The following is a 22,253-nucleotide window of genomic DNA, read 5'->3' on the forward strand; positions in this document are numbered from 1 at the left end:
TCCGCAAGATAGCGGGGAAGCGTTGCGTGAGGCTGGTGCTCGGCGGGCGTCATTTCACCTCACGGCGCTGACGTCGCTGGGGTGCCCTGACCGAAAGTTGATCGCGCCAATCTGGAAATGGCCGCGGCGGCAAAATAGCTACACGCTCCGGCACTTTTCAGCAGCCTCTGCGCATGATACGGTACCGTATCAACATCGCCTTGAACTGTGCCGAGCACGTCAAACGGAGGCTGGCATGAGTGGGTTTTCGCGCGCGGGGTGTTGCGCCCTGGCGTGGTCATTGCTGTTGATCGGATCTGCGACCGCACAGCCTGCCACGGACGTGGGCTGCACCGCGTCACCCTCCGCCGCCGGCACGCAAGTCTGGCGTTGCGACAACGGCATCACCATCGTTGCAGAAAACGGCGCGAGATTTGAACTGAAGGACGTCAACCGCGACGGACATATAGACACCGTCGAGTTGAGCGGCAAAGCGCTGCTGGTCGAGGTGCCCAGGAAACCCGGCGGCAACCCCTTTAAGGTGCTGACGCCGCAAGCGATTGCCGCGGTGCGCGGCACCAAATGGGCGGTCGATGTCGCAGAGACCAAGACCTCCGTGTTCGTCGCCAATGGCCGTGTTGGTGTGACCCGGAGGGTGGCGCGCGGACGCGGCGTCGTGTTAGGTCCCGGCGAAGGCGTCGACGTGGAAGCGAGCGGTCCGCTGACTGTCAAGACTTGGGGCCAGTCCCGCGTCGATGCGCTGATGGCGAGATTGGGTCAATAAGGCCCGTACACATCAATAAGACCCGCGCACGAGACGCGGAAAGACAGATTGTAGTACGACGTAATGAATAGACGTTTTCAGATCCTGCTCGCCCTTGTCCTTGCGGCCCTGTGGGGCGGCGGCATTTTTGCCGCTCACACCTACGGCCATCTCGCCTTTCTCGATCGGCTCGAGGCGACGCTGACAGACCTGCGCACGCTCGCGCGCGGCGTGCAAGCCCCGCCCGATCTCGTCACCATCGTCGCCATCGACGACACCGTGGTGAAGCGCGGCGGCACCTATCCGCTGCCGCGGGCCGATCTGGCGCGCGTGGTCGACGCCATCGTGCAGTTCAAGCCGAAGGTCATCGCCATCGATCTGCTGCTGGTCGATCGCAGCGCTGCGATCGGCGACGCCACGCTGGCCCACACGCTCGCAACCGGCCCCATGGTGCTCGCGGCCGCGGCGATCTTCCCGAACGAGAGCGAAACCGTTGGCCCCGGCAGCGCCGGGCCGCTCGCCGTCCTGCCCCAGGCCGAGCGTTTCCTGTTGCCGTTGCCTGCTTTCGCCGATCACGCCGATGTCGGCATCGTCAACGTCGCGACCGGGCAATCCGGCTCACCGCTCTCGGTGCCGATGCTGTTCCGGACCGGCGACAAGGTCGAACTGTCGTTGCCGCTGCGGGTCGCCAGCCGCGCGCTCGACAAGAAGCTGACGATCGCGCCCGATCATCTCACGCTCGGCGATCGCGTCGTGCCTGTAGACCGCGACTTTTCGCTGCCTATCACTTACTACGGCCCGCGCCGAACCATCCGCACCGTCAGCGCGCAGAGCATTTTCGACGGCACGCTCGATCGCAAGGCGATCGAGAACCGGATCGTCGTGATCGGCGCCGCGGTTGCCGGCGGCGGCGACTTCTTCCCGACGCCGTTCGATTCCCTGATGCCCGGCGTCGAGGTCATCTCGACCGCGATCACGCATCTCGTCGCCGGCGACAGCATCGTGCGCGACCGCAAGGTTCACATCGCCGACGCGCTGATCGCGATCCTGCTGCCGATGCTGCTGATCGGCCTGCTGGCGTGGCGGCGCAGCGCGCTCGGCTTCGTCGCGGCGGCCGCCGTGATGGTCGCCTGGGCCGGACTCAATTTGTTCGCGTTCACGCATGGCGTCTGGCTCGACGCTGCGACCACGCTCGCGGCCGCGATCCCGCCGGTCGCGGTGTTCATCGGCGTGCAGACCTGGGCGGGAGCCCGCCGCACGCAATACCTCGCCGCCAGGAGCCGGTCGCTGGCGCAATTGCAGGCGCCGGCGGTGCAGGAATGGCTGGCGCGCGATCCCGATTTCCTGGCCAAGCCCGTCCGGCAGGATGCGGCCGTCGTCTTCATCGATCTGTCGGATTTCACTGCACTGAGCCAACAGCTCGATCCGGACCAGCTTCAGGACATTCTGAAGGCGTTTCACGCGCTGATCGACAAGGCCGCGATCGATTGCGGCGGCATGATCACGAGCTTCCTCGGCGACGGCGCCATGATCCTGTTCGGCCTGCCGCGCGCAATGCCTGACGATGCGGCGCGCGCGCTGAAATGCGCGATCGACCTGCACCGCGGCGTCGCGCGCTGGATCGCATCGCTGCCGCCGGCGATCGGCGCGCGGCTCGGCTTCAAGATCGGCGCGCATTGCGGTCCGATCGTCGCCTCGCGGCTCGGCGAGAGCCATCAGCACATCACGGCCAATGGCGACACCGTCAATCTCGCGAGCCGGCTGATGGAGGTCGCCGCGCAAAACGGCGCGCGGCTCGCCGTCACCGATAAGCTGCTGGACGCTGCCGAATTCCACGGCGCACCCGACGGCGTGCTGTCGGGTCCCCTGCTCACACAGGTCCGCGGCCGTTCCGGCGTCGTGACCGTCTGGTTCTGGCGCGACCAGCACAGGCCGAGCCAGACCGCCACACGTGCCGAGATGATCGACTGAACTCCGCTGTCGTTCCGGCGAAGGCCGGGACGACAACGTAGAGAGCAGCCTGCTAAGCCCTGCGCCGCAGCACGCCGAGGCCGCCGAGCAGGCCGCGCGATATCAGCTCGCGGAAGCTGTCATTGACGAGGATCTCGTCGACCTCGTCCGAGATCAATTTCGCCTCGGCCTCGGTCATGACGTTCGACGCGAACGCGCCGCCCTGCTTCATCGCGTTGAGCACATCCTTGACCAGCGGCGCCCTGCCCGACGGAATCTCCGGCGGCTGCCAATCCAGACCCTCGATGACGAACAGGCCGCCCGGCTTCAGCGCGGGAAACAGCACGCCGAGCGTCAGATGCTGATGCACCGAGGCGTGCGAGCCGTCATCGATGATGATGTCGAGCGGCTTCTCCTTGCGCGCGAGCTCTTCCAGCATGCCGCGGTCGCCCTGGTCGAGGCGATGGATCCTGACGCGCGGATGCGAGAACCAGCTGAAATCCTCGATGTCGACGCCGATGATTTCGGCGTTCGGAAAGTAGTCCAGCCACATCTGCAGCGACGGCACCTGATCCTGGGCTCGGCCTTCCACCCGGCCGCGGCACAGGCCGATTTCAAGGATCCTGACAGGCTCGAGCGCCTTGGATCGGAACAGCTCGTGATAGACGCGCGTGTAGTGATGGGCCACATCGCCCTTGGCGGTCGCGCCCTTGTCCGAGTCATATTTCGCCGCGAGCTGCGTCAGCCAGTTCGGCTCGAGCACCAGCTTCTTGAGATAGCCCGCAACGCTCTCTTCGGGGACGGCATCGAAGCGCAAGCCCCGTTCGGCCCACATCCTGCCCCAGAGATGGACACCGGTCACGCGCGGGTCGCTCAGTAACTCGAAGCCCGCACGGCCTGCGACGGCGAACAGCTCCACCTCGCGCCGGTCGATCGCGTTGAAGCTCGACGGCGGCAGGATCGACGATTGAAGCTCCTCGCCGCCTGCGACGAGCAGATATTCGCTGAGCAGCAACGGTCCCACCGCGCCATATTCGACACGATTCTCGCTGAACATCCGCTGCAGCGACAGCGCATAGAGGTTGGCCATGTGAACGGAGCCCTTGGGCGCGCGCATCACATCGCCAACGCAGACATGTCCCTGCTCGACGCCGGACCATTGCGTGGAGAACACGTGCTCCCTGCCGAAATCCAGCGGCTTGACCAGGACGATGTCCGTATCGAGCCACCAGCCGCCGAGCTCGTGAAGAACGGCATAGCGGAAGATGTCGCTGAAATAGCGGATATCGCTGTTCAGGACGGCATGCTGGTAGATAGCAGCAGGCACGAGGCTTGCCGCATCGACCACCATCACCCCTGAAGGCACGCGCGCCTGCATCGCGGCGAGGTTGTCATAGGTGTAAAGCCTGACCGGATGGCCCTGGCGGACCATCGACTGCAGCGACAGGCGCGACATATCGCTCAGCGGCACGTTCGACCAGAAGCAGTGAATGGGATCGCGGGCCTCGTCCGATCTCGCGCGGGTTCGAAGATGCGGATTGAACTCCGCCGTCAGGGCATTCCATTCGTTGCGGGGAACGGAACCGCACTCGCCGAGGAACGGCAGTTTCTGATAGGCCCGCGCGATCAGGAAGCAGAGGCTCGCCTGGTCGGCTTGCCCCACCCTGTTCAAGGCGTTGCCGAAATTCTCCCAGATCGACGGATCGACGGGATCGAGCGCCACCGCACGCTGAAACGCCTCGAACGCCTGCGCCTGCATCCCCTTGCCCAGCAGCGCCGTTCCGAACGTCGCAAGATAGGTCGCCTTCATCTCGCTCGTGAGGGCACGGCCGGCCCAGTTGATGGCGGCATCGTAGTCGCCGTTGAGCAGAGCGACGCCGGCCATCAGATGAAGCAGGCCGGCATGGTTCGCGTCAGAGGCAAGGCCTTCCCGACAACGGGCCGCGGCCTGCTCGAGCTCGCCTGACTTCAGATGTCGAAGGCAGATCTGGTAAACTTCATCCCGCGTCGGCGACGACGGCCCCGTCGAAGTCTCATCAGCCCTTGCGAGAGTGCCATCGTGATAATTCATGGAGAACCTTCCGGATCATGGGACAGCGGGCAGCAGCCCGCTTCCCAAATTCTGGGAAGCTCGCCGCATCTCGACTATCCCGCTCGTAGCTTGTTCGAAGCTTGCTTGAAGCTTGACACCGCCTTCGCTTCGCCGCGCCCGCGCGTGGCGAATCAAATGGGCCGTTGATAAGCGTGAGATCGGGCGTCCGATGGCGCATCGAACTAGGGGAAAGAGAGCCCATGAACAGCCGGCTGGATGTCCATGTCGCCGCCTACGAGGGCAAAAGCGTCTACGATTTCGACAACGAGATTTCGTTGACCTGGTATCCGAAGCGCATTGCTCGTGTCGTCAAGGATCCGCGTGCTGTCCTGGACCTCGGACTGGGGCACGGCTTCGCCACCGAACTCTTTTCGGACAGCTGCGAGCGCCATGTGGTTCTTGAAGGCTCCCCCGCGGTCATCGAAAACTTCAAGCTGCGGTTTCCGGAGAACAGAAGCGAGGTCATCGAAACCTACTTCGAGGAGTTCGAGACGGACGAACGATTCGACCTCATCGTCATGGGGTTCATTCTCGAGCATGTCGACGATCCGCTTCTGATCCTGAACCGTTTCAGCAACTTTCTGACCCCCACGGGCAAACTCTTTGTGGCGGTCCCCAACGCCGAGGTCATGAACCGAAGGCTCGGACATCTTGCGGGAATGCTGCCGGATATGGAGGCTCTTTCGGAGAACGATCTGGTTCTTGGGCACCAGCGGTACTTTACGGTCGGCTCCCTCACCAAGCTGGTGACCGAAGCCGGCTACAAAATAGAGAGAATGGAAGGCATCTATCTCAAGCCCTTCGCGACTAGCCAGCTCCTGTCGTTGCATCTCGACACCAAGATCATCCAAGCCTTGTGCGAGATGGGCGTTGACTACCCGGAACTGTCCTGCGGGCTACTGGCGCAGCTCACGCCGGACGATTCAGCACGATCATGAGGGTATTGATCGTAGGCGGAACTTCGGCGTGCGCGCAGGCGCTTATCCCGCTGCTTCGTGAACGGTACGACGTGCTGACGGCCGGGCGCAGCGGTTGCGATGTCGAGCTGGACCTCTGTTCGAACGATGTCCAGATTCCCGGCGGGATCGACTGCGTGGTGAATATGGCGGCCGCCTTCGGCGGCAAAGAATTGCCCGACACCCTGCAAGCCATGAATGTCAACGTGCTCGGCCTGATGAAGCTCTGTCACGCCAGCTCCAGGGCCAACGCGAAGCACTTCGTGCATATCTCAAGCATTTTCTCGGATCTCGCGAACGATTCTCCCTTCTCCGGAGCTTACGCCCTTTCAAAAAGGCATTCCGAGGACGTTGCGCGGTTCTGCGGCAGAGAGCTTCGGCTGCCTGTCGCGGTACTCAAACCCTCCCAGATCTATGGCGTGGGAGAGTCGTTTCGAAAACATCAGCCTTTCCTCTACACCATGATGGACAAGGCCGAGAGAAACGAAGACATCGACATCTTCGGCTCGAATGACCCTCTGAGAAACTTCATTCACGCTGACGACGTGGCCAAGGTTCTCTCGGCCGTCATTGCGATGCGGATCGAGGGCATCTATCGCTGCGTGAATCCCGACAACGTCAGATATTCGCAGATTGCGGCGGCGGCGATTTCGGCTTTTGAAAGCAAGAGCAAGGTCAGGTTCCTGAGGGATAAGCCCGACATCCCGGACAACGGCTTTTCTTGCGACGACACGTTGTTCCGGATGATCGATTATCTTCCCCGCATATCCACCGAGCAAGGCATGCAGATGGAAGCGGCTCATCGAAGGCTGGCATCGTGACGACAGTCCTGGTTTCCGGCGCCGCCGGAATCGTCGGCTACGGAATCCTGCGCTCCCTCAGACTGTCGAAGCGACCGATGACGCTCATCGGCACCTCGATCTATGCCGACTCGGTCGCGCCGGGATTTTGCGACATCTTTGAGATCGTCTCCAGGACCGATGCGCCTGATTACCTCGACCAGCTTGCCGCGCTGCTGCGCAAACATCGGGTCGACGTCGCATTCCCCGGCATCGATGCCGACATGTACAAATGGGCAGATCACGTCGCCGAACTTGAAGCGACCGGAACCAGGGTCGTTCTCAATTCGCGCGAACTGATTTCCCTCTGCTCCGACAAATGGGCCTTCTACCAGCGGCAGCAGGAATTGATGCCGAGCTACGCGATTCCGAGCTATCTGGACATCGACTTCGATGTCCTCAAGGCGAATTGCGGCTTGCCATTCCTGCTGAAGCCTCGCCGCGGCTTTGGCTCCAAGGGCATCGTGACGGTCGAGACTGCGGAGCAGCTTGCCAGGATTGCTCCCGCGACAAAGACAATTTTGATGGCCCAGCCCATCGTCGGACGAGACGACGAGGAATTTACCGTGTCCGCGTTCTGCGACGGACAAGGGAGCTTTTCCGCCTGCATGGCGCTTCGCCGAAAACTCTCCAAGGATGGATACACGGAGAAGGCCGAGGCCGTCGACCACGCCGAGTTCTCCGACGCGATCCGGGATCTGAGCAAGGCGTTTTCGCCGGTCGGGCCGACCAATTTCCAGTTCCGCAAGACTGACACGGGCCTGAAGCTGCTCGAGATCAATCCGAGGATTTCGTCATCGACGTCGATCCGCGCCGCCTTTGGCTACAACGAGGCGCTCATGGCGGTCGACATGGCCATCGAGCAACGACTGCCGGTGCAACCGGACATCAGGCGCGGCAGAGCCGTCCGCTATACCGAGGATTTCATCTTTCATGACCATAGCGTTCATCTCTGACATCCACGGAAATTTCGAGGCGCTGAAAGCGGTTCTTGCCGAGATCGACCGCATGCGCGTCGCGGAGATCGTCTGCGTTGGCGACGTGGTCGGCTATTATTCCCAGGTGAACGAATGCTGCGATGAGCTGAGAAGGCGCGGCATCCCAAGCGTTCTCGGCAACCATGACTGGTATCTCGGCTACGGTGGGTTCTGCACCAGATCCAAGAGCGTGAACGAGTGTCTGGTCTATCAGCGGAAGGTCATCACGTCCGAAAACGTGAACTGGCTGAGGGCCTTTCACCTGCAACTGCAAATGGACACTGTCCGGATCGTCCATGCCGGCTGGGGCGATCCGATCGACGAATACCTGACCGACCCGAGCGAGGACTATTTCGCGCGACTGTCCGGCACACATTTCGTAAGCGGTCATACCCACGTGCAAAGCATCCACCCCTTCGGCGGAAAGACCTATTGCAACCCGGGATCCGTCGGACAACCGCGCGACGGCGATCCGCGAGCCGCGTTCGCAACCTTCGACGGCCAGACCTTCGCGCTGCACCGGGTCGCGTACGACATGCAAAAGGTCTTTGACCGGATGGAGGCCGCGGGATTCCACGACTACTACTATGGCGGACTGAAGACTGGCGCGAAAAATCTCAGGCGGCTCGCAGATTGAGCCTCGCGAACCCGGCGTTGTCCGCTCCTCTCATCAACATGAAAACGTGTGAGCACAAATCATGACATCAAACGATCCGCAGGACGCGCAGAACTTTACCTATGCTGCCCGGGACGAAGTGGCCGCTTACAGCCGGCTGCAGGAGCTGATGAAGACATCGCCGCTGCCTCCGCGTGAATTCCACGCAAATCTCGGCCTGTTCCTCAATCGCCCGTCGCTGGCACGCATCCTCTTCATGCATGACCTTTATTCGATGACCCTGCGCACCCATGGCGTCATCATGGAATTCGGCGTTCGCTGGGGCCAGAACATGGCGCTGTTCACGACCATGCGCCACATCTACGAACCCTACAACATGAGCCGCAAGGTTGTTGGCTTCGATACGTTCGAGGGCTTCCCGTCGGTGGCACCCCAGGACGGCGATTTCGACGGGCTGAAGGTCGGCGGGCTCAGCGTCTCGCCCAATTACGAAGACGTGCTGGCAGACATCCTGTCGGCGCAGGAGAAACTCGCCCCGCGCAGCCACCTCCGCAAGTTCGAGCTGGTCAAGGGCGACGTGACCGAGACCCTTCCCGCGTATCTTGAGAAGCACCCCGAGACGATCATCTCGCTGGCCTATTTCGACCTCGATCTCTACGAACCGACGAAGCGATGCCTCGAGCTCATTCGCCCCTATCTGGCGAAGAACAGCATCGTCGGGTTTGACGAGCTGGTCCTCGCCGAGAATCCGGGCGAAACCCTGGCGTTGCGCGAAGCATGGGGCACCGAGGGCTATCGCATCTGCCGCAGCACGATCTCGCCGCAGCAGAGCTACGTCGTGTTCGAATGAGGCGTCGCTCTCGACGCCTGATCGTTTTCGGATCGACGCACCTTGAGGCCTACGTGTCCTGCTGAACCAGATCGTAATTTTCGGCGATGATCTCGCTCAACTTCGACACCGGGTTGAACATCAAGAGATCGACGATCGACAGATATGGCACATGGGGCTGCCCGAACTGCTCATAGGGAAACGGCCTGGATCGCAGGGCCCTGAATTCGATTCCGCGGGCCCTGAAAGCATCGGCATCATAGAGCTCCAGGCCGCCGATCGCGTTGATGTACTTTTGCGTGCCTTCCGCTTCGCACAATGCGAGCACCCTGTCCTGGAACTTGAGCGAATGATCGATCGGCACCTCGGACGAAATCTTGAAGGCAGTCTTCAAACCGAGATGCGCACAGGTCATCCGCAGCGAATTGAAGAGATAGCGGAATAGATTAGGATCTTGAAAGCCGACAATCTCTTCCAGAAGCGGGAAGGTCTGCTTGAAGAAGGGCGCGGTTCTATAGGCCCCCCGCCATTGATTAAGCAGCTTTGCACGGTCGAACTCGGCCGCCAACTCCCTGTCGCGAATATCAAGCGCGTCCGAGGCCTTCTTCAACGGCAGCGAGAACAACGCGTCTTTGCCGTTGACCAGCATCCGGTTGCGATTGACCCAGCCCTTTTTTACATATTTGACGTTATCGTAGACGATGAAGAGATCGACCGCACCGATGAGCTGATAGTAGCCGATATAGGGAAGAAAATACGGCTGCATGATCGCGAGTTTCATCGTGTGACGCCCTGCTAGCCCCAAATGCGCGCATCGTGGGTATAGGTCGTCGACGTCGCATTGTTGTTGCGCGGCACCACAAGCGGCGCGAAGCAGGCATACGCCTGCATGAAGCGATAGACGCTGTTTCCCATCCCGTCCAACCCGGTCGTCGGCAGCATGCGATTGCCGAGCGCCTCGATCCGGACCGGCCGATTATCCATCGGATAGCACAGCTCCAGGAGCCTGTTCGCTCCGGCCGGAGATATCAGGTTTCCGGCTGGTCCGAAGCAAGTGTTCAGCCGGAGCGCGGCCACCTGGGAATTCGCGCTCTGGAAAGCGGCATCACTTCGGTCGTCCGGGTGCGCAGGCCGAAAGACCATCATCGACTTCATGCCCTGCGCGAGCTCGAGATCGAGCACTGAATCCGTATTGTATCCGAGCACCAGGAGGTCCCAGTTTCCAAGAGTCGGAAGCAAATTCTCCAGACGTGCGATGATGTCGTGACGGATGGTACAATCGTCCTCGAAGACAAGGGCAGGCTCAGTCTGCCCGGCGATCCAGTTCAATATCCGCCACAGCGAAGCGGCGCCGCCAACGGCTCCCCTGGTGAACTGCGAACCGGGCGCGACAAGCCGCATCGCCATCACCTCCTGATCGGTCAGCTCCAGACCATTCGTCGCGGAGAAACGCTCGAAGGCGATTCCGCAGCCTGCATTCCGCTTCAGGAAGTTTTCGAATTTCTCTGGATGGCGATCGAGATTGATGACGAAGTTCTTCATTTGCCAAAAGGACCGTTCGCGGAAGGATGCCCGGAGAGCGCCACTAGAATATTGATTCGCCAGCCGCGGCTAGTGCAAACGCGCCTGTCAATCGCGGATCACGTCGCGCACGAATGCTCCACACAAGTCTCGACCTATATCGATAAGCCGTCACGAACTTGCATCGACAATCAGGACTCGAGATGACTGCCGCAGTCCCGTTTGAATCTCTCACGCCGCTGGCCCGGAGCCCGCTTCATATCGTGCGTCCCAGGTTTCCGAGAACCGAACAGTTCTTGGCCGCTTTCGAGACAGCGCTGGAGACCGGCCAGGTCACGAACAATTCCCGCTGGGTCGTCGAATTCGAGAGGCGCTTGAGCGAGTATCTGGGCGTCCCGACGCTGGTTTTCTGCAACGGCCAGATCGGGATGATGGCCATGCTGAGGGCCGCGGGGATCACCGGCGGCGAAGTGATCGTGCCATCGTTCACGTTCAGCGCAACACCGCATGCGATCAAATGGGTCGGCGCCGAACCGGTCTTTGCCGATATTCTCGACGACCAGACCATGCGTCTCGACCCTGATGACGTCGAGCGCAGGATCACGGACCGAACCGTCGCCATCCTCGCCGTCGACGCTTATGGGATCCCCAGCGATTACGCTTCGCTCGCCGGGATAGCCGAACGCCACAAGCTGAAATTTCTGGTCGATAGCGCCCCCTCTTTCGGAACGCGCATCAATGGGCAGCTGGTGGGAGGCTGCGCGGACGCGCAGATGTTCAGCTTCCACGCCACCAAGGCCTTCGCGACAATGGAAGGCGGTTGCGTCTGCAGCCACGATGCGGAATTGCTCGTGCGCGTCAAGGCGATGCGGAACTTCGGGCAAGTGGACGGCGCCGATTGTCACGAGCCGGGCCTGAACGGGAAAATGCTGGAGATAGCGGCCCTCATCGGCCTCGAGCAACTCAAGACGTTCGAGCAGACCACTGCGACACGCCGACACGCTGTCGAACGCATGCGGACCGGGCTTTGCAAAATTCCCGGTTTGCGCGTGGGGCAAGAGCCCGCAGGCGCGCAAACGAACTGGCTCTATCTTCCTGTCGTCGTCGACGCCAGGGAGTTCGGGCTCGGCCGCGATGCGCTGGCGTCGGCGCTCGAGACGCACAATGTGTTCGTCCGCAAATATTACAGCCCGCCCTGCCACCACATGACCGCCTACACGACGCAGAGGGAAGTGAGTTTGCCGGTGACGGAACGGGTCGCTTACAACGTCATTGCGCTTCCGGTCTACAACGACATGACCGACGAAGAATGCGATCTCGTCGTTTCCGCCATCCGGTACGCGCGCCAACAGGCGCAAAACAGACCGAAGCCTTAGTCGCAGAGCCGCAACCGACCCGAGACCCTCACGAACATAGAAGTCTAGGACATGCAGAAAGTTCTCGTCACTGGAGCCGGAGGCTATATCGGCATTCCTCTGTGCCAGATGCTGGCGCAAAAGGGCTATTCGGTGACTGCGCTCGATCGATGCTTTTTTGGCCGAGATCGATTCATGCAGGCGGCTTCTCACCCGAATATCAAGATGCTCGTCGACGACATCCGCACCGTCGACCCCCAGCAGTTCGAGGGGATGGACGCCGTCATCGATCTGGCCGGACTGAGCAACGACGCCTCCGCCGAAATCGACCCCGAGCTGACGGTCTCGATCAATCACCAGGGCGGCGTTCGCCTGGCTCGCGCGGCCAAGCGGGCCGGCGTGCGCCGCTATGTCTATTCGAGCTCGGCGTCGGTCTACGGCCACGGCCAGGAAGTGTCGCTCAACGAGCACGCCGTCTGTCGCCCGCAGACGCTTTATGCCGAAAGCAAGCTTCACGTCGAGGACGAACTGCGCAAGCTGCAAAGCGACACGTTCGAAACGGTCATTTTGCGCAACAGCACCGTATTCGGCCTGGCTCCGCGCATGCGCTTCGACCTCGCCATCAACGTCATGACGCTCCGCGCCTGGAAGGAGCGGGTGATCTACGTCATGGGAGGCGGCGAGCAGTGGCGGCCGTTCATCCACGTTCATGATGTCTGCCGCGCCCTCATGATGGGCATCGAGAGCGAAGCGTCGGTCGTATCAGGGGAAACGTTCAACGTCGGCAGTGACGATCTCAACTACCAGATCAAACAGCTCGCGAACTTCGTCAAGGACATCATTCCGAACATCGTCACCCACACGATCCCGGATGCGACGGACAAGCGAACCTATAATTTGTCCTTTGCCAAGATCATCCAGCGCCTGAAATTCGATCCATCCTCCCGCGTCCATGAAGGCATCGTGGAGATCAAGCAGGCGCTGGAGCGGGGCACGGTCAGCGGCGACGATCCCACCACCCATACGCTGGGCTGGTACCGGTCCCTGATCGACTGGGAAAAGCGGATCAAGGAGTTGTCGTTCAACGGCAAGATCTTGTGATCGCTCAGGGCACAAGTTCAGGCGGCGGCGAGCGGTCGAGCACGTCGCCCCTGGCGCCTTCAAGCAGATCGACACCATAGGTCTCGACCACGAGCGGCCCGCGCTTGCGCTGCAGCTCGGCGACTCGCGTCACTTGTGTGAAGAGGTCTTTGAGGAAGGGATGGCCTCCGGGCTTGATCTCGTCGACATAGAGCAGCTTGCCCGCGAGCAGCTTCGGATCGGGCTCGGGCATGTTGACCCAGCGAATGCGCTGGTTCTGCTGCACCACGCAAGCCCCGCGCGGCAGATAGAAGGCGAGCCAGCCCGTGGTACCGTAGTCAGGCGTGAGCACGCAGGTTGCGCCATTGCGGACGCGTTCGGCTTCGATATTGGCTGCGAGCTCGCGCCAGCCGACGCCGACGCTGCGCACGGTCGCGTCGCGGCGATAGCCTGAAAGCCAGCCGGTATTGGCCTGCAGGATCAGCGCGGCAAACATCACGATGCCAACAGGCGCGGCCCAGCGCAGGCAGAAATCCACCAGGCGGCGCGCCCGCGGCTTCCACTGTGCAAGGCTGGCGGCGGCCGCGGCGGCGACAATGAACGGCGGATAAACCGGCGCAAACCAGTTGGCCTCGACGCGGGCATGGAGCGAATGCCAGACGAAATAGACCACAATGGTCCAGAACATCGTCTCGATCAGCACGCGCGAGGCCAGCGCGCCGGCCCGGCGCCAGGTCAGCGCATGCAGACCCATCGCACCGAGGATGAAGACCAGCGGCGTTGCGAAAGCGATCTGGGTCGGGATCAACTCGGCAATGAAGACCGGGCGGAAATCCTCGATCCTGGCGCGGCCGAGCTGCTTGACGAACGAGACCCAATGATGATCCGCATTCCACAGGATCACCGGTGAGAACAGCGCCAGCGCGACGAAACCGCCGAGATAGGGCCAGGGCGAGAGGAACCAGCGCCGCAGCTTCGGCACCGCCGCAAGCCAGATCAGGATCGCAGCACCGAAGAACATCGCGGTGTACTTTGACAGCAGCGCCGCGCCGACGGCAGCGCCGACTGCCAGCCACCAGGCACCGCGGCCGGTCTCGAGCACCTTGGCGAGGAAGAACAGCACGAAGCTCGAGGCAACCAGCAGCGGCGCATCCGGCGTCACGATCAGCGTGCCGACCGAGGCCATCATGGTGACGTTGAGCAGGATGGCGCTGGTCGCCGCCACGCGCGCACCGCCAAACAGGATCGCGGCGGTGCGATAGATCGCATAGCTCATCGGCAGCGCGAGCAGGATCGAGACCAGTCGGACGCCGAACGCGGTATCGCCGGCGATCATGGTGCCGGCGCGGATCACGTAAGCCACCATCGGCGGGTGGTCGTAATAACCCCCCGCGAGGTTCTTCGACCACATCCAGTAATAGGCTTCGTCGAAGGTGATCGGCGTCAAGGCGGCCACCACCAGCCGCAAGACGACCAGTGCAAGGATCACCAGCGCCGTGTTACGGACGATCCGCGCGTCAGCCCCGCCCATAGCGGCGCACTATTTCTTGCGCCAGACGAACAGTCCGGACATCGCGTAGTTCCACACCACGCCCATCAGCGCGCCGGCCAAGCCGGCCAGCCACCAGATCGGCTCCTGATCGTAAACCGAGAAGGCGACGCCGACATTGGCGAGCAGGCCGACGCTGCAGACGATGTAGAACATGATCAGGCCGCGCAGGATCGCAAAACCCTTCAGCCGCTGGTCGCGATAGGTGAGGAAGTTGTTCATGATGAAATTGCTGGTCATGGCGACGATCGCGCCGGCGGCCTGCGCCTCCGCGAACGACACCTTGATCAGCTGAAGCGCGATGAACAGCGTGGCGAGATGCACGATGAGGCCGATGCCGCCGACCATCGCGAACAGGATGAAGCGCAGCGAGACGATGTCGTTGGTCAGCTTTGCCAGGACGAGGCCAAGGAAGTCCAGCGCGACCATGGAATCGAGCTTGCTCTCGCCGTGCTGGCGGGCGCCGAAGGTGTAGGGAATTTCGACGGCGCGCAAATTGCCGTGCGCGGTGGCAACGAGGTCGAGCAGAATCTTGAAGCCGTGCACCGACAGTTTCGGCGCCAATTGCTCGAAACGGTCGCGGCGGACCATGAAGAAGCCGCTCATGGGATCAGCGATCTCGACCCGGAGCATCTTCCTGGCGACTTCGGTCGCCAGCGCGCTGGCGCCGGCGCGCTTTTTGTTGAAACCTTCGCTCTTGTAACCCTCGATGTAGCGGCTGCCGACGACGAGGTCGGCCTTATCGCTTGCGAGCAGCAGCAGCATCTTCGGCAGCTGCGTCTCGTCGTGCTGGAGGTCGGCATCGATCACGGCCGCATAAGGCGCGCTCGAGGCCAGGATGCCCTCGATGCAGGCGCCCGAGAGGCCGCGGCGGCCGATACGGCGGATGCAGCGCACGCGGCTGTCTTTCTGCGCCAGCTCGCGCACGACGTCCCAGGTGCCATCGGGCGAATTGTCGTCGACGAACACGACCTCCCAGGCGACGTTAACGAGCGTCGCCTCCAGGCGCCGGTACAGCACGGTGACGTTGTCGCGCTCGTTGAAGGTCGGGACGATAACCGACAGTTCCGGCCCCTCTTGGGCTTGGCTGTGGGCGTCCGGTCTGATCGCTTCATTCATGACGGCAGCGTATATCCGCCGCGTCCAGCGATGCCAAGTTCTTGGGCTATAAGTTCTTGGGCTAGGAGTTCTTGGGCTACAAGCCGAGGTTTTTCAGGGAAACCGCCCCAAAGGGGCCCAAAAATGCCAACGACCCCGGAACGGCGGACCGCGCGTACATCCGGCGCAGGCCCAAGCTATTCCAAGGTCGTTCCAGCGCCGGAGCTTTTGGCTCAACATCGCCGTTAGAGCCTAGATGGGAACGGAAAAGCCTGATTGCAAGGGGCCGAACCCGCCCTTTTTCAGGCCATCATTGATTCGGGACTTCTCGGATCACCGGGCCCCGAGGCGCGGGGGCCACAGGCGCCGCGGGCGCCATGGCGGCGGGGGCCTCGACCTTGGCCGGCTTCGGAGGCTTGCCGTACTGGCCGATCGGCCCGAAGACGACGGCGACCGCCAGCACGACCGCGGCGACGATCGCGCCAAAAATGCCACCGACCGACTCAGACGACATACCAACCCGTCCCCGTTCCAGATGAGCCCTGTCATATCACGGATGAATGCACGGTCGGAAGGGCCAGGGGGCGAGTTGCGAATCGCGAGTAGCGAATGAAGTAAACCATGCCTTCCCGCCCTATTCGCCATTGGCCATTCGCCACTCCCCTACTTCGCCGGCGGCCGGTGCTTGACGTAAGCGGTCACGATGTCCCTCTGCGCCGACTCCACCGCCCTGTTCGCGGTCGCGAGATGGGCGCCGGAATCGATATCAGGATATTGCGTGGTGAGATAATCGAGCAGCGCGACCCGGTAATATTGCCGCTCCGATGGACAGGCCCCCGCAACAGAGCGGCCGAACTCCTGCTCCGACAGGCCCTGATTGGAGTCGCGCGAATACTCGCGCGCCAGGCAATGCCAGTAATCGTCGCGGCCCTGCATCGCGAGCTTCTGTGCGCCCTTTGCATCGTCATCATCTGCCCTCACAGAATGTGTGGCAGCAGATGTCATCATGACGAGCGCCGCTCCCAGCATCAGCATCCGCATCTTGTTCTCCTTTTTGTGCAGATCGCGGGGCAAGCTTAGACGGGATGCGACAACTGGCCAATCACTTCTGGTTTGAATAGGATGCAGCTCTCCCCTTCCCGTCGATGCGAGATCCTCCCGTGGCCAAAGCAAAAACCGCGACCAAAAAATCCGGCAACATCTACATCGGCATCGGCGGCTGGACCTTCGAGCCCTGGCGCGGCGTGTTCTATCCGGAGAAGCTGACGCAGGCGAAGGAGCTGTCCTATGCTGCCTCGAAGCTGACCTCGATCGAGATCAACGGCACCTATTACGGCTCGCAGAAGCCGGAGAGCTTTCGCAAATGGGCGAGCGAAGTGCCTGAGGGCTTTGTATTCTCGGTGAAGGGGCCGCGCTTTGCCACCAACCGCCGCGTGCTGGCCGAGGCCGGCGATTCCATCAAGCGCTTCTATGATTCCGGCGTGCTGGAACTCGGCGACCATCTCGGCCCCGCGCTGTGGCAGTTCGCGCCGACCAAGAAATTCGACGGCGCCGATTTCGGCAAGTTTCTGGAGCTGCTGCCGCGCAAGCTCGAGGGGCGCGCGCTGCGCCACGTGGTGGAAGTGCGCCATGACAGTTTTTGCACGCCTGACTTCATCGCCCTGATCCGCGAGTTCGAGACGCCCGTCGTGTTTGCCGAACACGGCAAATACCCCGCGATTGCCGATGTCGCCGGCGATTTCGTCTACGCCCGGCTTCAAAAGGGCAATGACGAGATCAAAACCTGCTATCCACCGAAGCAGCTCGACGCCTGGGCCGCACGCTTCAAGGCCTGGGCCCAGGGAAGTGAACCCGACGACCTGCCGAAAGTTGACAAGACCGAGCCGAAAAAGGAACCGCGCGACGTGTTCGCCTATGTCATCCACGAGGGCAAGGTACGCGCGCCGCACGGCGCCATGGAACTGATCGCACGGGTGAGTTGAGGAGGCTCCATGGCCAAGGCGAAGAAGCTCTTCACCATCGGCTACGAGCAAACGCCGCCGAAGGCCGTGCTGGATGAGCTCGAGCAGGCCGGCGTCAAGCTCGTGGTCGACGTGCGCGCGGTGACGTCGTCACGGCGGCCGGGCTTTTCCAAGAAGCAGCTCGCCGCAGGCCTCGATGAGCGCGGCATCGCCTATGTGCATCTTGCCGCATTGGGCACGCCAAAGGAAGGCCGCCTCGCTGCGCGCAGTGGCCAGTACGATGTGCTGGAGAAAATCTTCTCGAAGCACCTGAAGACGCCGGAGGCGAAAGAGCAGATGGATGAGCTCTCGGCCCTCGTGAAGAAGGCCGGCCCGGTCTGCCTGCTGTGCTATGAGCGCGACCACACCCATTGCCACCGCCAGATGATCGCGGAGATCATCGAGGAACGCGACGGGGTTGCGGTGAAGAATTTGGCGGGGCGGCAGGTGTAGCAGCAGCTGTAGCCGTCACCCTGAGGTGCCGTAGCGAAGCGGAGGCCTCGAAGGGCGGCGGCGTGCCACAGTCGCGGCGACACCTCGGCCGTACATCCTTCGAGGCTCGCAAGGGCTCGCACCTCAGGATGACGGGTCTATCATCGGCGCTTGGCGCGGAGAGCCTACCCCTGCCCCGCCAGCCTGAACGTCCCCTCCATCATCTGCACGCAGGCACCGCCGACATGGGCGGAGAGGATCTTGCCGTCGCGCTTGACGACGCGCGTCTGCAGGATGCTGGGGCGACCCATGTCAAAGCCCTGGCCGACGGTGAGCTTCAACTCGCCGTCCCCGACAGGATCGAGAGCGGCGAACAGCGCGGCTGCGGCGACCGTTGCGCTGCCGGTGGCGGGATCTTCGGCGAGACCGCCGGCGCCGCGCATGAACATGCGCGCCTGCCGCTCGCACGGCGCCTCCGAGGCGGGCACATCGCTTGTGTAGAACCACACCGAGCGGGCGTCGTCGCGCGGCAAGATCCTGCCGAACGCGGCCGCGTCGGGCCTTGCCCGCTTGAGCGCCTCACGCGACACCACCTCGGCCACCAGAAACGGCGTTCCGACGCCGACGACTTGCGGTGCATGATGTTCGGTCCTGATGTCGTCGGCCGCGAGCGAGATGCAGGCCGCAACATCAGCGGCGGACACTTCCGCCCATCGGGACAGCGGCTGCGGCGCCGTCAGCTCGGTGCTGATGACCCGCCCCTGCTCGCGAAAAATGTCGATCGGCACGAGGCCCGCCTTCTCCTCGAACCGCAAACGCGACTTCGGCTCCCTCGCAAGGCTCGCCAGCACGAAGGAGGTGCCGACATTGGGATGCCCCGCGAACGGCATCTCCCTCACCGGCGTGAAAATGCGAACCTCGGCGTCGTTGTCCCGGTCGCGCGGCGGCAGCACGAAGGTCGTCTCGGAATAATTGAACTCGGTCGCGATCGCCTGCATCTGCTGCGTCGAGAGCCCGGCAGCATCGAGCACCACGGCGAGCTGGTTGCCGCCGAAGGCGCGGTCGGTGAACACGTCGACAGTGATGTAGCGGCGCTGCATGGTGCTTCCTCACGCTAACGGCGGCGGCAACCCGCGCCGCCTCGCGCAGCACTCTACAAGCGCGAAACATCGCTCGTCATGCCCCAAAATTGAGAGCAATCGGAGCAATCACGCTCGCTCGTCAGAAGCGGAAAAGGGGTCGCGGCGATGCCAGCACCTGCGCGCGCTCGCGCTCGTCGACGATGAGCGTGTCGAGAAATTGCCGGTTCTTGGCGTAAGTCTGCGTCGCCTCGAACTGCGTGTGCGGCCAGTCGCTGCCCCACAGCAGGCGATCGAGCCCGTAGGCACTGCGAAGCAGCGGATAGGCCTCCTTGGCAAAGCTCTCGCCCGCTGCGCCGTTGCGATACGGCGCAGAGATCTTGACCCACACGTTCTTCGTCGCCGCTAGCTTCAGCACGGATTGAAAGCCGGGATCTGCGACGCCGAGCTTGGGATCCGGCAGCGCAAAATGATCGAGCACGACGGTGACGCCGAGATCGAGCAGACGCGGGGTGAGCACGGCGAGATCCGACGCGTTGCGCTGGATCTCGACCTGCCAGCCCATCGCCTTCACGTTGGCGAGCAGTCCCTTCCATTCGCTTGCCGAAAGGTCAGGCAAGGGCTGGCCGACGAGATTGAGGCGGATGCCGACTACGCCGGCACGATCGAGTTCACGCAGCTCCTCGGCGGGCATGGCAGGATCGACGACGGCAATGCCGCGCAGGCGGCCGGCCGTCTGCTTCAGGCAATCGACGAGATAGGAATTGTCGGTGCCGAGGAAGCTCGGCTGCACCAGCACGCCATTGCTGATGCCGCTGTGGTCGAGCTGTTCCAGATACAGCGACAGCGGCGCGTCGTAGTCGGGCGCATAGCGCCGGCCCGGCGCGAGCTTCAGTCCGCGGTGGAAGACATGGGCGTGGGTGTCGATCACAGGCATCGTCGCCTCACCTGCCGCTTTGCCCGCAGCCGCGATGGCCGCCAGGGCTGCGGCGCCCGCGCTGAATTGGCGGCGCGTCATGCCGCGTTCGGTTATCTTCATGTTGATTACTCCTCATTCCCGTCAAACGCGCGCGGCCGCAGCCTGCTCGAACACCTTGCCGCGGGTTTCGGGCAGCAGCAGAACCGCGATCAGCACCAGCGAATAGGCGAACGCGGCGTCGATGCCGATCGCGGGCCCAAGGCCGATGTGATCGCTGAGAAAGCCGACCAGGAAGGGGAACGCGGCGGAGACCACGCGGCCGAAATTGTAGCAGAAGCCGACACCGGTGCCGCGGACGCCGGCCGGATAGAGTTCGCTGAACAGCGCCGCCATGCTCGCGGGGATGCCGGCCGAGAAGAAGCCGAGCGGAAAGCCGAGCACCAGCATCTGGCCGTTGCTCAGCGGCGCAAAGATATAGACCAGCACGGTGGCGATGCAGGCGCTGGCGAAGAACGCCACGTTCGCGCGGCGGCCGATGCGGTCGCTGACGATCCCGCTGGCGACACAGCCGCAGAAGAAGGCGATGATGATGACGGCGAGATATCCGCTGGACCCGAGCACCGAGAGGTGCCGCACTTCCCGCAAGTAAGTCGGCAGGAACGTCGTCAGCGCGGCATAGCCGCCATGGGCGCCGATGCCGAACAGACCGCCGACCAGGGTCGAGCGCAGCACGTCGCGGTGGAAGATGCCTGATAGCGTCGCGAAGAACGGCACCTCTGCGTCCCTGGCGACAGCGCGCGGCGGCTCCTTCAGCCCGCGGCGGATGAAGATGATGAGCAGCGCCGGCAACAATCCGATCGCGAACAGGATCCGCCAGGCGATATCGGCCGGCGCATAGGTGAACACCAGCGCGGACAGCAGCACGGCCGCGCCCCAGCCCACGGCCCAGGCGCTCTGCACCGTGCCGAGCGCCTTGCCCCGATGCTCGGGGCGGATGATCTCGGCCATCAGCACCGCGCCGCAGGCCCATTCAGCGCCGAAGCCGAGGCCCTGGATCGCCTTGAGCACCAGGAGCTGGGTGTAGCTCATCGCGAATGCTGATGCGAAGGTCGCAAGCGCGAAGGTCGCGACCGTGATCTGGAGCGCCTTGACGCGACCGAAACGATCGCCGAGCGCGCCGCCGAGCCAGCCGCCGAACGCGCCGAAGAACAGGGTGACCGAGCCGAGCAGGCCCGCATCGGCCTTGCTGATGCCGAAGGCGGCGATCAGCGCGGGAATGGCAAGACCGAACATCTGGACGTCGAGCGCATCGAGCGCCCAGCCGCCAAAGCTTGCCCAGAAGGTGCGCCGCTCCAGCGGCGAGCTTTCACTGTACCAGTTCGACATGTTTCCTACCCCTGTACGCGTTTATTGCTTGGTGTCGTTGAAGGCCGCCATCACCGGATCTCGGCGTGGTAGCGGAAGCGATCCGCCGGCCCGCGCGAGCGGCGCCATTCGATCGGCCGCCGTTCCAGGTCGAGTGCGAGGCGCTCGATCACGATCAGCGGTGCGTGCGCCTCGAGGCGCAACAGCCGGGCCTGCATTTCGTTGGCTGTCTCGACCGTCAAAACTTCTTCGGCGGAAACCACGACCTCGCCGCAGCGCTCTTCGTAGAGCGGATACAGAAGGTCGCCGAACTCGGCGGTGTCGATTTCGAGAATTGGCGCAAAGCGCGATTGCTGCAGCCAGATTTCCTCGGCGAGCAGCGGCACATCATCGAGCAGCCGCAGGCGCGACAGGCTGATCACGGGTTCGCCGACGGGAATGCGCAGCGCGGAGGCGACCGCCGTCGTCGCTGGCACGCTCTTGCGCCTGAGGATGCGGCTCTTCGGCACGCGCCGCTCGCCGCTTTGGGACTGGAAACGGAAGAAGCGGAACAGCGAGGAGTTGAAGCGGGCGCGGCGCACGAAGGTGCCGCGGCCCTGCTGCCGCTCCAGCACGGCATCCGCGACGAGCTGGTCGATCGCCTTGCGCACCGTGCCGATGGCGACGCCGTAATGCGCCGCCAACTCGGCCTCCGATGGGATGGGCTCGCCCGGCCGCCATTCATTGCGGTTGATCCGCGCGGCGAGGTCGTCGCGCAGGAGCTGGTAGCGTGGCAGGCGGTCGTCGCGCGGGGCCGGATTCATATAGTCATATAGATGACTAGATGAGATAGGAGTCAAGCGCTACTAAAATAC

At 62.8% G+C, this 22,253-nt stretch carries 22 protein-coding genes; 11 read left to right on the forward strand and 11 right to left on the reverse strand.

What is annotated here, in order from left to right; all coding sequences use genetic code 11:
* Positions 1-235: 235 nt before the first annotated feature.
* Both XH98_RS05575 and XH98_RS05580 read left to right on the forward strand, forming a co-directional pair.
* Positions 236-763 carry a FecR domain-containing protein gene (locus XH98_RS05575; protein ID WP_271618036.1) on the forward strand — a complete coding sequence of 176 codons (528 nt, stop codon included), beginning with the start codon at positions 236-238 and terminating at the stop codon, positions 761-763.
* A gap of 63 nt (positions 764-826) precedes the next feature.
* Positions 827-2,713, forward strand: coding sequence for a CHASE2 domain-containing protein (locus XH98_RS05580; protein WP_271597024.1), 1,887 nt, complete (start codon positions 827-829; stop codon positions 2,711-2,713).
* A gap of 52 nt (positions 2,714-2,765) precedes the next feature.
* Here XH98_RS05580 and XH98_RS05585 read toward each other — a convergent pair whose 3' ends face one another.
* Positions 2,766-4,763: a glycosyltransferase gene (locus XH98_RS05585; protein ID WP_271618037.1), complete on the reverse strand. Its 1,998-nt coding sequence runs from the start codon at positions 4,761-4,763 to the stop codon at positions 2,766-2,768.
* A 221-nt stretch (positions 4,764-4,984) separates the two neighbouring features.
* On the opposite strand from XH98_RS05585, the gene XH98_RS05590 reads away from it, so the two are divergent.
* The 5 genes from XH98_RS05590 (at position 4,985) to XH98_RS05610 (ending at position 9,022) form a co-directional block, all read left to right on the forward strand.
* Positions 4,985-5,722, forward strand: a complete 738-nt coding sequence (locus XH98_RS05590) for a class I SAM-dependent methyltransferase (RefSeq protein WP_271618038.1) — start codon at positions 4,985-4,987, stop codon at positions 5,720-5,722.
* Positions 5,719-6,561 carry an NAD-dependent epimerase/dehydratase family protein gene (locus XH98_RS05595; RefSeq protein WP_271618039.1) on the forward strand — a complete coding sequence of 281 codons (843 nt, stop codon included), beginning with the start codon at positions 5,719-5,721 and terminating at the stop codon, positions 6,559-6,561. Before XH98_RS05590 ends, XH98_RS05595 begins: the two co-directional genes overlap by 4 nt.
* Positions 6,558-7,535 carry an ATP-grasp domain-containing protein gene (locus XH98_RS05600; protein WP_271618040.1) on the forward strand — a complete coding sequence of 326 codons (978 nt, stop codon included), beginning with the start codon at positions 6,558-6,560 and terminating at the stop codon, positions 7,533-7,535. The genes XH98_RS05595 and XH98_RS05600 overlap by 4 nt, the downstream gene beginning before the upstream one ends.
* Entirely contained in the window at positions 7,513-8,193 is a 681-nt protein-coding gene (locus XH98_RS05605) for a metallophosphoesterase family protein (protein ID WP_271618041.1), read from the forward strand. The genes XH98_RS05600 and XH98_RS05605 overlap by 23 nt, the downstream gene beginning before the upstream one ends.
* 61 nt (positions 8,194-8,254) lie before the next feature.
* Positions 8,255-9,022 carry a class I SAM-dependent methyltransferase gene (locus XH98_RS05610; RefSeq protein WP_271618042.1) on the forward strand — a complete coding sequence of 256 codons (768 nt, stop codon included), beginning with the start codon at positions 8,255-8,257 and terminating at the stop codon, positions 9,020-9,022.
* A gap of 49 nt (positions 9,023-9,071) precedes the next feature.
* Here XH98_RS05610 and XH98_RS05615 read toward each other — a convergent pair whose 3' ends face one another.
* Together XH98_RS05615 and XH98_RS05620 are read right to left on the reverse strand one after the other, a co-directional pair.
* A complete protein-coding gene (locus tag XH98_RS05615) occupies positions 9,072-9,782 on the reverse strand; it encodes a WbqC family protein (RefSeq protein ID WP_271618043.1) in 711 nt (236 codons plus the stop codon).
* A gap of 14 nt (positions 9,783-9,796) precedes the next feature.
* Positions 9,797-10,543, reverse strand: a complete 747-nt coding sequence (locus tag XH98_RS05620; protein ID WP_271597032.1) for a glycosyltransferase family 25 protein — start codon at positions 10,541-10,543, stop codon at positions 9,797-9,799.
* Between the two features lie 182 nt (positions 10,544-10,725).
* Between XH98_RS05620 and XH98_RS05625 the strand changes: the two genes are divergently transcribed.
* Together XH98_RS05625 and XH98_RS05630 are read left to right on the forward strand one after the other, a co-directional pair.
* A complete protein-coding gene (locus XH98_RS05625; protein ID WP_271618044.1) occupies positions 10,726-11,898 on the forward strand; it encodes a DegT/DnrJ/EryC1/StrS family aminotransferase in 1,173 nt (390 codons plus the stop codon).
* Positions 11,899-11,949: 51 nt separating this feature from the next.
* Positions 11,950-12,978, forward strand: coding sequence for an NAD-dependent epimerase/dehydratase family protein (locus XH98_RS05630; RefSeq protein WP_237865770.1), 1,029 nt, complete (start codon positions 11,950-11,952; stop codon positions 12,976-12,978).
* 4 nt (positions 12,979-12,982) lie between these two features.
* Here the strand turns inward: XH98_RS05630 and XH98_RS05635 are convergent, their stop codons facing one another.
* The 4 genes from XH98_RS05635 to XH98_RS05650 all read right to left on the reverse strand — a co-directional run bounded on the left by XH98_RS05635 (position 12,983) and on the right by XH98_RS05650 (position 16,645).
* Entirely contained in the window at positions 12,983-14,488 is a 1,506-nt protein-coding gene (locus XH98_RS05635; protein ID WP_271618045.1) for a glycosyltransferase family 39 protein, read from the reverse strand.
* Positions 14,489-14,497: 9 nt separating this feature from the next.
* Positions 14,498-15,625 carry a glycosyltransferase family 2 protein gene (locus XH98_RS05640; protein ID WP_057748801.1) on the reverse strand — a complete coding sequence of 376 codons (1,128 nt, stop codon included), beginning with the start codon at positions 15,623-15,625 and terminating at the stop codon, positions 14,498-14,500.
* A gap of 289 nt (positions 15,626-15,914) precedes the next feature.
* A complete protein-coding gene (locus XH98_RS05645; protein ID WP_057748802.1) occupies positions 15,915-16,118 on the reverse strand; it encodes a hypothetical protein in 204 nt (67 codons plus the stop codon).
* 149 nt (positions 16,119-16,267) lie between these two features.
* On the reverse strand, positions 16,268-16,645 hold the full coding sequence (locus XH98_RS05650; protein ID WP_271597035.1) for a hypothetical protein: 378 nt from the start codon (positions 16,643-16,645) through the stop codon (positions 16,268-16,270).
* A gap of 104 nt (positions 16,646-16,749) precedes the next feature.
* On the opposite strand from XH98_RS05650, the gene XH98_RS05655 reads away from it, so the two are divergent.
* Positions 16,750-17,586 carry a DUF72 domain-containing protein gene (locus tag XH98_RS05655; protein WP_271597036.1) on the forward strand — a complete coding sequence of 279 codons (837 nt, stop codon included), beginning with the start codon at positions 16,750-16,752 and terminating at the stop codon, positions 17,584-17,586.
* 9 nt (positions 17,587-17,595) lie between these two features.
* Positions 17,596-18,057: a DUF488 domain-containing protein gene (locus XH98_RS05660; protein ID WP_220002669.1), complete on the forward strand. Its 462-nt coding sequence runs from the start codon at positions 17,596-17,598 to the stop codon at positions 18,055-18,057.
* Between the two features lie 164 nt (positions 18,058-18,221).
* Here the strand turns inward: XH98_RS05660 and XH98_RS05665 are convergent, their stop codons facing one another.
* The 4 genes from XH98_RS05665 to XH98_RS05680 all read right to left on the reverse strand — a co-directional run bounded on the left by XH98_RS05665 (position 18,222) and on the right by XH98_RS05680 (position 22,202).
* Positions 18,222-19,136, reverse strand: a complete 915-nt coding sequence (locus tag XH98_RS05665; RefSeq protein WP_271597037.1) for a PhzF family phenazine biosynthesis protein — start codon at positions 19,134-19,136, stop codon at positions 18,222-18,224.
* 121 nt (positions 19,137-19,257) lie between these two features.
* Positions 19,258-20,154: an amidohydrolase family protein gene (locus XH98_RS05670; protein ID WP_271618046.1), complete on the reverse strand. Its 897-nt coding sequence runs from the start codon at positions 20,152-20,154 to the stop codon at positions 19,258-19,260.
* A gap of 21 nt (positions 20,155-20,175) precedes the next feature.
* Positions 20,176-21,420 carry an MFS transporter gene (locus tag XH98_RS05675; RefSeq protein WP_271618047.1) on the reverse strand — a complete coding sequence of 415 codons (1,245 nt, stop codon included), beginning with the start codon at positions 21,418-21,420 and terminating at the stop codon, positions 20,176-20,178.
* 50 nt (positions 21,421-21,470) lie between these two features.
* Complete coding sequence (locus XH98_RS05680; RefSeq protein ID WP_271618110.1) at positions 21,471-22,202, reverse strand: GntR family transcriptional regulator; 732 nt, start codon at positions 22,200-22,202, stop codon at positions 21,471-21,473.
* Between the last annotated feature and the right edge of the window lie 51 nt (positions 22,203-22,253).

This window comes from Bradyrhizobium sp. CCBAU 51745 (assembly GCF_028128715.1).
GTDB classification, from domain to species: Bacteria; Pseudomonadota; Alphaproteobacteria; order Rhizobiales; family Xanthobacteraceae; genus Bradyrhizobium; species Bradyrhizobium manausense.